Below are 12,427 nucleotides of genomic sequence, written 5' to 3'. Positions count from 1 at the left end.
AAACCATGCAGAAAGAACAATGAAAGAGGAGGGAATGGGCCGCATGGAATTGGGACTTGGCAATGACGAAGTGAGATTAGTGTCTTTCTCCGAAGCATGGAAGGATGAGTTTGCAAAAACGAAAGATGAAATACAAAGCAGTACAGGAATAAAGGAAGCCTATATAGAGCATATCGGCAGTACAGCGATAAAAGGGATGCCATCAAAGCCGATTATTGATTTGTTGGTGGCTGTAGAGAGCCTGGATATGATGGACGATAATCTGGTTAAGCAATTTAAGATCATCGGATTCCATAGGCTAAAGGTGAAGAGGCCAAATGAAATTGTATTCGCAAAGTTCAAAGATCCGTCGTATGAAGTGAAGACACATTATATCCATCTTGTTGAATACGGTAAAGAGCTATGGAAGAATCTTCTCTTTTTTAGGGATTACTTGAATGCAAATAAACAGGCACGCTTGGCATATGCCGAGTTGAAGATGGATTATGCCAACAGGGCGACTACAGGCATCATCGCTTATACAGATTATAAAGAAGCCTTTGTTACAGATATATTCAGTAAAAGAGTTGAATAAGAATGCGCGCTAAAAGTTCGCCTCAATTTCTTAATTGATAATAGCCTTTACTTGTTACTATGATTAATATATATAATACAGTTTTGTGAAAAAACGGTTGAATTCTTTAGAATAATAGAATAGGAGAGAGAAGCATGTATACAGCCTTGGATGTACAAAGTGATTATATAAGAAAAACAACTTCCATAAGAAAGCTGTCGAAGGGCTTTTCATTCGATGAAAAATATGTAATAGATGAAGCTTATTTACTGCGTATATTTCCATTGGAAGAGTATGCAAAAAGAGCAGAAGAGTTTGAGACGATTGGCAGGTTAAATGTCTATTCTGATTTTGTTCCTAGAGCATTGGAAATGAATGTGATAGAAAATCCCCAAAAAGGATATATGATTCTGGAATACCTTCCAGGAGGGGACGGGGAAGAGGCGCTCGGCTATCTTCAACCGGATTCTCAATATGAAGTAGGTGTCGATGCCGGCAAAGAATTAAAAAAGCTCCACAAGCTGCCCGCACCGGATGGTTTTCCATCCTGGCATACAGCTAAAACAGAAAAAGTCGGGCGTTACTTGGCAGAATTGCGAAATATGGATGTCGACCAATCATTGAAGGACATGCTGCAATCTTATATTTCTGAACATGAGGGGCATATGAAAGACCGTCCCAATACCTTTCAGCATGATGATATCACACCATCGAATTTGATTATACATAATGGGAAATTTGCCGGTTTTATCGACTTTCAGCGCATGGATTGGGGTGATCCGATCCATGATCTTCAAAAAATTGGTTTCTTTTCAAAACCTGTTAGTATTGAATTGGCCAAGGGGATCATTGATGGCTATCATGGAAATGAAAAAATAGATGCTTCCTTTTGGCAGCTATATACATTGTACAGTGCGATCCATATCGTTTCTGCCCTTGTTTGGGGATTGAAAATGGGGAAGGATCAGTATGAATTGCTGTACAAAAATTCACTGGAAGTCATTAAGGATCATGGCGGTTTTACAGAAATCATACCCGCTTGGTACAAGTGAGGGGGAACATCAACCTGAACAGGGTGGAACCTTACATGTTGAATGGGTGAGCGGTTTAGACTGCACAAGAAAACTGATAGAGCGCGATAAAGGATCTGCGAGACCGAATAAACAGAAGGACAGCTCTGTCTATTCGGTTTTTAAATATGTGCAAGATATCCGGCTAAAAGGGTTAATCATTATTCATTCTCCAATAATTCGTCAAAGTACAGGTAAGCTTCCTCTTTATCGAATGAACTGAACCATCTGTTGTTTTCTGAATCGATGATTCGATAATGCTGGCTGATCATGTTTTGCTGCAATGTAAACTCTTTTTCTGTTTTAAGCTTTTTCCACCAGACTTTTCCGCCCATCGTTTTTTCCTTAGGAGTGACAATCCTTTCATGTGCAAGTGTCTCGATCACTTCCAACGGATCTTCTCCCAAAGCGGATTGTACGATTTCAGAATCGCGGAATAATGAACAAATGGCAATTATGCAAGTCCATGTTGCTTGACTTCTATTTTTTTCTATCTGGACGAGTGTCTTTTTGGATATGCCCAATACCTCCGCCATCTTTTCCTGCGTGTATCCTTTTTCATGCCTGATTAGCCTTGCCTTGGCTGAAATCAGCTGAATAATGTCCTCTTTATCCATAATGGCACCCCTATAGGAACGAAAGTTTTTTTTAGTGTAATAATACTCTTTCATTGCTTGGAAAACAATAGCCCTTTTGGAATACATTGAATCTTTGTCGCCATGGATTCATTGTTAATCCTTATTTACATTAGTTGTCATAAAAAAGCCATATTTCTGATCCTTTTTTAGTATATTAAAATAATTGTGTGGGTATTAAAAGATACAGGCAAACAAAAAACATATACATAAGTAGTTTGTCCGGCTATTAAAAGGAGGAGAATGAACATGGTAGAAAAAATACTTACTTTATCTAGTGCCCACGTCACAAAGGAAACAAAAGATTGGTTGGATAAGCAAGCTAAATTGACTCATGATGGCCAGATGGATTTCTCAGTTTTTCCTAAAGAGGATGATGGCTGGTTCATTCCACTCAATGAGAGAATCGTTACAGAAGAATTAGAGGAGAAAAGGAAGATTCCGGTCGAATTCTTTGATGTGATCAACTATGCCATTAGACATCAATGTAAATGGCTGTTAATCGACCATGAAGGGGATATTATAGAAGAATTGAACCAATATTAAAGTTGTTGGATAACAAATAGCCGGAAGAGTTAAACGTGATCTCTTCCGGCCTTTTTCACATCCGCATATTAGTCCACAGACATTTTTTTCTTCATTATGCCTTTTATATCCTGATACGCCTTCTTGGCATCTTTCATTTTATGGAATTTCATAAAGGAAAGAGATTTTTCTTTGCCCTCCGCTGCATCATACATACTGTCTTCAACAATCAAAATGGCATCACTGAAGTAATTGTCAGTCCCCACCATAATATTCCCGCCGTAAATAATGTCAGTCATACGGAAATGGGCGCTTACAGGCTGCTTGTATTTGGACGGCGACAAAAGTATGGAGTGTTTGTCATCAAGCTGTTCCAATTTAGGCAATGTGGCCGATGTGTCCGGGTCGTTTTCTTTATGGAACAGTTTTTGATCCATGATTTGAAGGGAGGTCGTTTTATTTATAACGATAATCTTCAACCCGTCCAGACTTGTTTCCTTTACATGATAAAGCGATTGACTTTGTAATTTCGATTGATAGGGATCAGTGGCTGCATCGGCATCTGCCTCATTTCCATAAAGAAGAACACTATTATCCTTATCTTTTGAAAAGCTGCATGCTGATAATAGTAATAGGAGAAGAAGTATGAACGGCATCCATTTCATTTGTTTCATTCAATTTATCCAACCTTTTAGTAGAATTCCTTTTCATTGTATAAGAAAAACAGTCGTTATGGTACTAATAAGGAACATATAGGCAATTAATATGCTGTCATACCTATCATCCTACAAATGGAAACGGCGAATTACCTCTGCTTTAAAACGTTTTTCTGCAAAAATAATAAGTCCTGTAATCGCCAAAATAGAGAATAATGCTGATACAGCACTTGTCCAAAATACGTCTGAAAGTCTGACCGCAAACAGTAGAAGAGGGAAAAATCCAAGTATGATGTCCACGATAGCCCAATTGAGGTATGCCTTCCAATTATGATGCTTGTATGCCATAAAAATGGCGAGGCACACAATGCTTACCATGATAATGACAGGTATGACAATGTTAACTGACCATTTTTCGTACCCTGAATTTAGGTCGATGATGAATAAAAGCAGTGAGGACCCTATAGTCTGTACAACAATTTTTTCACCAGCATTACGCTTTGATAGGAATGTATGGCGAATCAACAGCCATGCATACAGAACGATTGAAATCACATATATACACCAAAAAATAGGTTTGGTTTCCAATGTCAGCATGTTTACCAAGAAACTAATGCTGCAGGAGATAATGGATAAAAAGAGCCATATTTTTACAACGACACTGTGGTTGGCCGGTTTTATCCGATATTCCGGGTAAAGGGGAGCGCATCCTTCTTTCTTTTGGCAGGCTGGCATTCCCTTCAGGCAAAGCGGGCATCTATCAAGGTGTTCATCGATGTAAACATGGCAATGCGGACAAAGAGTCATTGTTTGATCCCCCATTCATTGGAGTAGATTTCAATGCGCAATCCAGTTTGGTCTGCCAAGCTGCGAAAAAAATGCTTGATTGCATCTGTTTCCATAATCCTTCTTGTAAAAGTGATGGTAAGTTTATCATTTATCGAGCATATCCCGCAGTTGATCGGGCTTTTTGCAGTAGGATACACGACAGCTTCCATGCGCTCGATATGCTTGCCCATATCTCTAGGAAGGTTGATTTTGCCAAGGTTGGATAAAGTTAGAGTTTTTCTGCTATCCCCAAAATGCTCGAAGCTGTACCGTAAAAACGTATGTTTTATAAAAAGGGGGATGAATCGGATCCATAATTCTTTCTCAAGCCGTACGTTAGGAGAGACAGATTGTTCAAGTGCCTTTTTGTTCGTTTTTTCCGTTAGTTGTTTCATAACTTCCATTAATAGAGTATCAAAAGAAGTCTGTTCGGTTAGTTCGGTGCCTATATTCATAACACTGAAAAAATTGCGGATTGTTTTCGATGGGAAGCTTTTCCTTAAACTGACCGGAACAGCAATCATCACTTTTCGGTCAGACTTTTGATTTTTTGCGTATTCCATATAGATGCTGCGAATAAGAATCGCTGTCAAGTAACCCGTAATAGTAGCCCCTTTGCTCTTTGCATATTCATTGAGCTTGGATGCACTTACAACACCATGGATGACATTATTCCCGAATGGTTCTATTGGAGTACCTGTTATCTGAAAAGATTTCGGTTCCATTATACGGTTGGTTGATTCTGGCCTGAAGTATAATGTATAACTGTCTTCATATTCTTCTTTATCCGGAAAGTCTTCCGGCAGCAGGATTAGATTTTCATGCTCTATGTGATGTCCAAGCATTTTTAAATATGAATAGGCTACTGTTTTTAGGAATTCCACAGCTCCTGCGCCATCGGTGAGCCCATGGAAAATCTCCAACGAAATCCTTTTATGGAAATAGATGATTCTCAGCAAGCTTCCGTTTGTAACAGGATAACAAGGATAGTTTTCTTCCTTTTCAATCTGAATGGTCCTTTTTGGTTCATCAAGGTAGTTCCAAAATGTTCCTTTCTTCATTTCAACTGCGAGCATCGGGAACCGTTTTATGGCCATGCTTGCCGCTGCCTGAAGCATATCTCTTTGAACGGTCTCTTTCATAATCATTGAAACTCTAAAGGTAGAGGAATTATGGTCTGCCTTGACAGCAGGAAAAAGCTTGGCCGCATTGTCTAATTTGTGCCATGTATTCATAGCAGTACCCCTTTTAAACTATTTTAATAACTAAAACATTTAATAATAATAATTTATTAATAATAAAATGAATAGTCAATAAAAAAAGATTATTTTATTCATAATCTTTTTTTTGATGGCTTATAGTTTTCCGAAAAGGGTACTTATTTTTCCTAAAGTTGCTGTCAGCTGCTCCAATTCTTCGTTTGTAAATTTGGAGAAGATGGCTTCTACTTTTTGTTCTCCTTTTTTGGTTAGCGACATTCTGACAACACGCCGGTCATCCTTCATTCTAATCCGTTCGGCAAAACCCAAATCTTCAAGCTTATCGCACATATTTGTGGCTGCACCGGGTGTCAGCATAAAAGCATCGGCTATTTCCGTTATTTTCATTTGTCGATACAGTCGTAAGAGGAATATAAGAAGCATCAGGTTTTTGGATATATGTGCATCCGCGGTCAAGCCAGACATGAATTTGGCTGACTTGTCCTGTATTTCGAAAAATTTCACCAATAAGCGCTGGACCATATCTTCAGACGGTTTATTCATATAGGATCACCCTTTAAAACTGATTTAGTCATTAAACTATTTATGTATTTTCATTATAATCGCACATGGTTGCGTAAGGAAGCAATGTTTTCTTTCAGTTAAGGAGAAAGCAATGGCATGGTGCGATCCTTCAGGTTATTTTAGTTCCATCTGGGCGCTTAACTTTTATTTAATCTCCATAAATAAACACCCCAAGAGGTGAATTTGTACCCTTCTTTTAGGAGTGCAGTACAAGAAGGCTTACACTGGATCACCTTTGCTGTATTCGATCTAAAATGCGTTCTTCGCTATTAGTGGGAGCAGACAGAAATCTCCTGTGTCGGATGCAATCCTTTTAATCATGTTGCTCCTCCTTCAATGCTGGGATTTAACGATGGCAGAAAAATACGTCTACTTTCATCATAAAATCAAGGAAGGAGTGAGTCAACAAAACATTGTGATTCACTGAACAATAATAGGGTTTCATATATTTGTGCGGGGTCAGTATAAAAGGCATACCCGCTTATGATTAGCCAGGTATGCCTCTTTAGACGAAATTAAGAAAGGAAAGGATCAGAAAAGCCGTTAAGAAGTAGGATGCTCCTATGAATGAATGGATATATTCTTTTTCCGCTTTTTTATACATCCATTCCTCGATGCCCCTTATGATAAAAATGGAGAAGAGGAACAGGACGAGCAAGTCGATAGCGAAAGCCGGATCCTGGGCAGTGAATAAAAATAGGGCGCTTAGCAGATAAATGGCAAGCATGCACGCTTCTAAAATGAGGAAACATGTATGGCGATCGGAAAAGGGATGATTTGTTTTTGATTCAGAATGGGGATGATGGCTTTGAATAATCGTTTCTATAATCAAATAAATGACCGTTAGCATAAATATAGCTATGATTGCAGACATCGATAAATCCTCCTTTGCATTAAAGTGGGATTATTATGTTGATAAGGCCAGCACGGATAGTATTAATATATGATGCCGGGCCAATAAATTAGAAGAGCGAATCCGTCAATAGTATGGGCAAAAAAGAAGGATTTTATAAAAAGAAAAAGAGGAGCATCGGAGTGCTCCTCTTTTTCTTTTTATCTTACTGAGCAAAAGATCAATCAAATCATTTCATAAATGGCGGCTGGTTGCTATACACTTTTCTTCTGAAAAGCAGGGGTAATGGTAACAACTAACATAACATCGTGCTTTGTCATTTTCAATTCATGAAAGGGCAAATAAAAAACATCTATATGTGCTTGAAAATGATTGAACAGGCTGCCGGGCTGTTGCCAAGCAGAATTGAATACCACTTTCAGGTGCTTTGTACTTTGTGTACCTACATATCTGATGAAAGACATCTTCTTTCAAACAGCCTATTTTTAAGTCCACTTGAATAGCGATATTCATATGTCGTAATTCATAAATCATTTTTTTCATAAACTTGCTGAGACATTCTTGCATACTCTCAAACAAGCAACCGGCCACCGCGGAGTGTACCATTCAGGAAATTACTTCTCCTGATATTGTTCTATACCCTTACGTACTATTGTTAAACCATTTTATAAATATTTATAAAAAATAAGGCGAAAATAAAAAATGAACATAAAAAAGCTGCCTAGCCAGTAATGAATATATTCTTTATCGGAAAATCGGCATCTCCATTCTTCAAACCCGAGGAATGCATATAATACTGCTAGGTAAAGAGATAAAGAAAAATAAACAGGGGGATAACCCCATTTAATAACAGAAAGAAAGATAAAGACAATAAACAAAGATATATAGGAATACTCAATCATTTTAAACACTTTATGGCGGTCGCTGTTCCGTTTACGCAAAAAAGAACGTTTTATATCCGTCTTGTTTTTCTTACGGAGATAGATATCAATTGCAAGATACATACTAAAAAGAAAAATGAGCTCGAAGAGTAATGTCATGTAAGGAAGGCCTGCCTCTCTTTAAATGTTGTAATATTTGCTAATTTTATCACATTGTGGATAATATTGTTTTTAAGGGAAAGTTCATTTGTTTATCACTCTTTCTGTAGTGGTATTAGAACGTGGGAAGGGGATGAACGCAATGAAAAAAACAGGAACAGTGTTAACCGGACTTATTTTGCTAATTGGTTTAGCTGGATGCTCTACCCAGCAAGCCGGGGGAGATGAATCATCCAATCAAGGGAAAGACTTGGAAAAAAGCCAATTCAAGGTTTCCGCAAAGGAAGCCTTACATATAGCGCGTGAAAAAGGAGATGGAGATGTAACAAAGCTGGAGTTGGAAAAGGAAAACCAAAAATATGCCTATAAAGTTGAAATGATGACAGATACAGAAAAAACAAAGATCGGTATAGATGCCAATTCAAAAAAAATCATAAAGAATAAAACCGATAAATTAGACGACGATAAAATAAAAAAAGACCGCGAACAATCCAAAATTGAGCTTACCGGAATTATTAGCCCAAAAGAAGCGATGGAAAAAGCAACTGATAAAGCGGACGGAAAAGCAACAAAATGGAAAATAGAGCGCAAAAACGGGCCTACCTATTATGAAGTCGATGTGCACAAATCCGGGGGCAAAGAAGATGAAGTAAAGGTCGATGCCAAGGATGGACATATTATATCTATGGGAAAAGATGATTAAATAGGATAAAGGGCTTGTGCAATGCCACAAGCCCTTTAATCATGTCTTAAGTTTGTTTATATGAAGATTTAGCTGAATATCAATTGAGGGTTTCCCATTGCAGAAAGAGAATCAGGTAATGGGCGCATATCTTAGAGTCTTAAGGGCTACAGATAATCATGTACTAATATCTTTTGCTTACCCAGGGTTGTTATTCATTGACGTTAAAGGACCTTAACTCTTTGTCCAGAAAGCAGCCCATTCTATCATAAAAGTATTCCATATGCGGTAATTGTACATAAAAACAGGATCTGTTAAAGATCCTGTTAATTGATTAGTAATATAGGCGGTTTGGTTGCTCTTTCCTTTTCTTAATAGAAAAGTGAGATTGTTGTAATTGCCTTGCTGCACACTATTCAGTTGTTGTCCGCTTTCACCGTCAGCCTATCAAAGGCCTGTAACGTTGAATCAATCAAGTCCATGTCATGTATCCAAAGCGTTTGCGTACCCCGAATGGACATTGGGCTGATTTATCATTGTTCGCAAAACTTGAATTACATAGGCTGTTATGATTGGAAAGGGACTTTTCATATTTGGCGGTGCGCTTTTATACTCAATTCCCAGAATGTTTGACCCTGTGTGGAAGTTCGGCTACCGCATCGCCAGTATGATGATTTACCAGATGGAATCTACCTTTTCTTTCAATAGCATTCTCATCTGAGCAACCAACCACCTGTATGTGTTTCTTGGCGAGGTATCTATTAACCTCGTCACTTATATATACCCGGATATCAAATAATCTAACCTTTTTTATAAAGTTTTTTAGATTTTTATTGTGGTGATTGATTTTTTTCCTTTCTCCAGCTGCGAGCCCCGCTTATTAACGGCAATTGAAGGGGCAGACGCAGCCAAAGTGCTACAGGGTGCGCTTTATCTCCAGGGCGTAAAGGCATCTTTTTGATGGCCATATACATATTGACAGGGAAAATAAGCACGAGGAAAACTTCCAGCAACACGCTGGCGCTCTTCCTGAAGATATTGAAGAGCAGAGCAATCCCTGCCAATATTTCGCATACTCCTGTAAATAATACGAAGAAGGAACGAAAAGGGATTACTGGCGGCATGATGCGCTTAAAATTTTCTCTCTTAAGGAAATGCATGATACCCGCTCCCGTCATAAGAAAGCTATATAAAACCCTGGTTATTGTTTTCATTGTTTATCTCCTAGTCTGGATAAAGTATAGTGCTTCCAATGAATTTCCTGTCATTGGAAGGAGATTATTTCTGGCTCCAACTGTTGTTTACGATTATTGATGGTCATTTGTGCCGGTTTGATCTCCAAAATGACATAATCAGGGTCGTTATCTCCGGTAAACATGGCTTTAAATGAATCATCCCACATTTTTTCCTTCAAGGATTGATTTTCGCTGATTGTTGCATGGCCTTCTATTTCTACATAGGCGTCCCCAAAGCCTTCACCTTCGTAGCCGACAATTACATGGACGGAAGGATTCTTTTCCAATTCATCCACCTTGCATGTATCCGCACTTGTAGGCGTGTATAAGGTGCTGCCATCGTTGAAAAAAGTCATATATCTCGCTTTTGGCTTATTTTGTTTCACTGAAGAAAGCACACCTACTCGTGAGTCTTCCAATATAGCTGATAATTTTTGTACGGCTTGGTCTTTTGTCATTCTATCCATCTCCTTATTCGTATTTCTTTTTTTCTTCCCTTCTCCATTCTTTTCTTAAACATAGGAAGCTGTGGATGTTAGTTTTCATAGGAGTGTGGTATTAGGAATAAAATGAGATGAAAGGGGAGGAGTCCATTTGATATATAGTATAGATACGAAGCATAGTTATCTGGAGTTTTCGATTAAGCATATGATGATCAGCAAAGTCCGAGGGACATTTCTGATGAAGCCTTCTACTCTGGAATTGGACCCGGAGGACTGGACAACGGCTGAAATCGATTTGTCGGTCGATGTAAAATCAATTGATACACGTAATGAAAAACGTGATGCGCATTTAATGTCTTCCGATTTTTTTGATGCCGTTGCATTTCCGAACATGCATTTTACATCGCTTGAAATAAAGGCAAAAGGCAGTTACCAGTATGCGGTAACAGGAGAATTATCGATTCATGGTGTAACAAAGCAGGAAACGTTTCAAATGAAATATGAAGGAAAGGCAAAGGATGTACATGGAACTGCCAAAATAGGGATAAGTGGATCTGGGGTCATCAAAAGGAGCGATTACGGGCTTACGTATAATGCGGCTTTGGAAACAGGGGGGATGATGCTGGGAGATGAAGTGGAGATAACTATTGCTATACAGGCCATTGAGGATAGGACACTATGATAAAAAAACCCCAACCAATGCTAGGCTGGAGCTTTTCATTTCCGCTTTATTTATGTGCTAAGTAGCTATCTCTGCTGATTACTTTTCGGCCTGCAACCTTGCCGTTTTTTATCGTTTCTAAATAAGTGACACTTTTTGTTCCGCCGCTTGTTTGGCTGACAACTGAGCTGTCCAAACGATAATCAATATCTTCGGGTTTTGCTTTGCCGGATGAATAAACGTTAAACGTTAATGTTCCAGGCCCGACTGTCCCTTCAATATAGACAGGGAAGGAATATGGATTAGTGAATTTCAAATCTTTATAAGGATAAGCAATCGCTGCATCCTGGCCGACAGGCACATAGCCGACTGTCATACTATGGTTGGATCTTACATCCGGTTCTATTCCCGCTTTAATGATTGCGTTATATAAGGTTGTGCTGACTTGGCATACCCCGCCGCCGTAACTGTCGACTACTTTTCCGCCTACATATGTGCCGGCCGCTTTATAGCCCTTATCAGCGGTTGTATCACCCACATACTTATTAAAACTGAAGCTCTCGCCTGGCATCAATAAGTAGGAATCAATTGTCTGGGCAGCAATCTTTATATTCAGGTTTCTGTTCAGCTCACTGGCGCCGGTTGTGTAATGGGTAGTAAATGTGCCGATGAGGTTATGGACTGTTTCCAGTTTTTCTTTTGTGATTTTTGCCGCGATCGGCTTCAATTCTGCCTTTACGGCAATATCATTTTTATCGTTCTTATTAAGGGCTGCGAGTAGCTGCTTGCGCAGTTGTTCTTGGTTGATTTGTTGCCCTTTTGAATCATTTTTAATGGATACATTTCCATTTCGGATGAAAATGCTTGCATTTTTAGGCTGTGTTTTTATCTGTTCTTCTATGCCGGAAATCCATTTGTTCAACAATTCTTCATTTATCGTATAGGACAGCGAATATTCTTTTCCTTTGGCATCCTTCACCAATTTATAACGGTCTAGTAAACTCTTATCTTTGCCGTAGGAATAGGCTGCATTGAGTATTTTATCTGTATCGTATTGAACGCCGATATTTTTTAATGTTGTCTGGAAAGGCTGGTTCTGGACATTAACTGTAATTTTGTTTTGGTCATGCTTGGCTGTCACGCCGGCCAATGTTTTTTCAGCTTCTTTTTTTGTTTGATTGGTTAAGTCCTTGCCTTCCACTTTCACATTGGGATAAAAAGCATGGCTATATTTATTAGCGGTATTATATATGTATGCATATATTGATCCCGCGGCAGCCAACACAATGACCAGAGAAGCGATTATCCAAATGTATTTCTTTTTCATAATTATATAGAATTCCTCCAATAATAGTAAATTACCAGTAACATAGTTACTAGTTAAGTGTAGTGGAACAGACCAATTATTACAATAGTATTACAATTTTTATTTTTTTATTACAAAACTTTTGTACTTTCTAGT

At 38.5% G+C, this 12,427-nt stretch carries 15 protein-coding genes; 5 read left to right on the top strand and 10 right to left on the bottom strand.

The features are described from left to right. Window positions 1-43 precede the first annotated feature (43 nt). The gene (locus ABC357_RS13455; RefSeq protein ID WP_412888005.1) at window positions 44-574 is read left to right on the top strand and encodes a GrpB family protein; all 531 of its coding nucleotides are present in this window, start codon (window positions 44-46) and stop codon (window positions 572-574) included. 134 nt (window positions 575-708) lie between these two features. Further along, window positions 709-1,605 carry an aminoglycoside phosphotransferase family protein gene (locus ABC357_RS13450; protein WP_412888004.1) on the top strand — a complete coding sequence of 299 codons (897 nt, stop codon included), beginning with the start codon at window positions 709-711 and terminating at the stop codon, window positions 1,603-1,605. 179 nt (window positions 1,606-1,784) lie between these two features. Here the strand turns inward: ABC357_RS13450 and ABC357_RS13445 are convergent, their stop codons facing one another. Next, the gene (locus tag ABC357_RS13445; RefSeq protein WP_412888003.1) at window positions 1,785-2,240 is read right to left on the bottom strand and encodes a helix-turn-helix domain-containing protein; all 456 of its coding nucleotides are present in this window, start codon (window positions 2,238-2,240) and stop codon (window positions 1,785-1,787) included. A 267-nt stretch (window positions 2,241-2,507) separates the two neighbouring features. On the opposite strand from ABC357_RS13445, the gene ABC357_RS13440 reads away from it, so the two are divergent. After that, window positions 2,508-2,804 carry a DUF5983 family protein gene (locus tag ABC357_RS13440; protein WP_412888002.1) on the top strand — a complete coding sequence of 99 codons (297 nt, stop codon included), beginning with the start codon at window positions 2,508-2,510 and terminating at the stop codon, window positions 2,802-2,804. Window positions 2,805-2,872: 68 nt separating this feature from the next. Here the strand turns inward: ABC357_RS13440 and ABC357_RS13435 are convergent, their stop codons facing one another. From ABC357_RS13435 to ABC357_RS13410, 6 genes are all read right to left on the bottom strand, one after another. Continuing rightward, complete coding sequence (locus tag ABC357_RS13435; protein WP_412888001.1) at window positions 2,873-3,457, bottom strand: lipoprotein BA_5634 family protein; 585 nt, start codon at window positions 3,455-3,457, stop codon at window positions 2,873-2,875. A 111-nt stretch (window positions 3,458-3,568) separates the two neighbouring features. Beyond that, window positions 3,569-4,246 carry a DUF6320 domain-containing protein gene (locus ABC357_RS13430; protein WP_412888000.1) on the bottom strand — a complete coding sequence of 226 codons (678 nt, stop codon included), beginning with the start codon at window positions 4,244-4,246 and terminating at the stop codon, window positions 3,569-3,571. Continuing rightward, a complete protein-coding gene (locus ABC357_RS13425) occupies window positions 4,243-5,502 on the bottom strand; it encodes an alcohol acetyltransferase (protein ID WP_412887999.1) in 1,260 nt (419 codons plus the stop codon). Before ABC357_RS13425 ends, ABC357_RS13430 begins: the two co-directional genes overlap by 4 nt. 120 nt (window positions 5,503-5,622) lie before the next feature. After that, complete coding sequence (locus ABC357_RS13420) at window positions 5,623-6,030, bottom strand: MarR family winged helix-turn-helix transcriptional regulator (RefSeq protein ID WP_412887998.1); 408 nt, start codon at window positions 6,028-6,030, stop codon at window positions 5,623-5,625. 526 nt (window positions 6,031-6,556) lie between these two features. Further along, the gene (locus tag ABC357_RS13415) at window positions 6,557-6,925 is read right to left on the bottom strand and encodes a DUF4181 domain-containing protein (RefSeq protein ID WP_412887997.1); all 369 of its coding nucleotides are present in this window, start codon (window positions 6,923-6,925) and stop codon (window positions 6,557-6,559) included. Window positions 6,926-7,569: 644 nt separating this feature from the next. Continuing rightward, window positions 7,570-7,944: a DUF4181 domain-containing protein gene (locus tag ABC357_RS13410; RefSeq protein ID WP_412887996.1), complete on the bottom strand. Its 375-nt coding sequence runs from the start codon at window positions 7,942-7,944 to the stop codon at window positions 7,570-7,572. A 142-nt stretch (window positions 7,945-8,086) separates the two neighbouring features. Here ABC357_RS13410 and ABC357_RS13405 point away from each other — a divergent pair, with 142 nt between their 5' ends. Then, window positions 8,087-8,647 carry a PepSY domain-containing protein gene (locus ABC357_RS13405; protein WP_412887995.1) on the top strand — a complete coding sequence of 187 codons (561 nt, stop codon included), beginning with the start codon at window positions 8,087-8,089 and terminating at the stop codon, window positions 8,645-8,647. Between the two features lie 809 nt (window positions 8,648-9,456). Here the strand turns inward: ABC357_RS13405 and ABC357_RS13400 are convergent. Both ABC357_RS13400 and ABC357_RS13395 read right to left on the bottom strand, forming a co-directional pair. After that, window positions 9,457-9,840: a DoxX family protein gene (locus tag ABC357_RS13400; protein ID WP_412887994.1), complete on the bottom strand. Its 384-nt coding sequence runs from the start codon at window positions 9,838-9,840 to the stop codon at window positions 9,457-9,459. A 50-nt stretch (window positions 9,841-9,890) separates the two neighbouring features. Continuing rightward, window positions 9,891-10,319 (bottom strand): pyridoxamine 5'-phosphate oxidase family protein, encoded by a 429-nt coding sequence (locus tag ABC357_RS13395; protein ID WP_412887993.1) that lies wholly within the window; start codon window positions 10,317-10,319, stop codon window positions 9,891-9,893. Between the two features lie 136 nt (window positions 10,320-10,455). Here ABC357_RS13395 and ABC357_RS13390 point away from each other — a divergent pair, with 136 nt between their 5' ends. Next, window positions 10,456-10,986 carry a YceI family protein gene (locus tag ABC357_RS13390; RefSeq protein ID WP_412887992.1) on the top strand — a complete coding sequence of 177 codons (531 nt, stop codon included), beginning with the start codon at window positions 10,456-10,458 and terminating at the stop codon, window positions 10,984-10,986. 46 nt (window positions 10,987-11,032) lie between these two features. Here the strand turns inward: ABC357_RS13390 and ABC357_RS13385 are convergent, their stop codons facing one another. Further along, window positions 11,033-12,292, bottom strand: a complete 1,260-nt coding sequence (locus ABC357_RS13385; RefSeq protein ID WP_412887991.1) for a VanW family protein — start codon at window positions 12,290-12,292, stop codon at window positions 11,033-11,035. Window positions 12,293-12,427: the final 135 nt, after the last annotated feature.

It is taken from the genome of Bacillus kalamii (assembly GCF_047238185.1).
Lineage (GTDB): Bacteria > Bacillota > Bacilli > Bacillales > DSM-1321 > Bacillus_AD.
The sequence above is the reverse complement of the archived record's forward strand: the minus strand, read 5'-3'. Positions and strand labels throughout refer to the sequence as shown.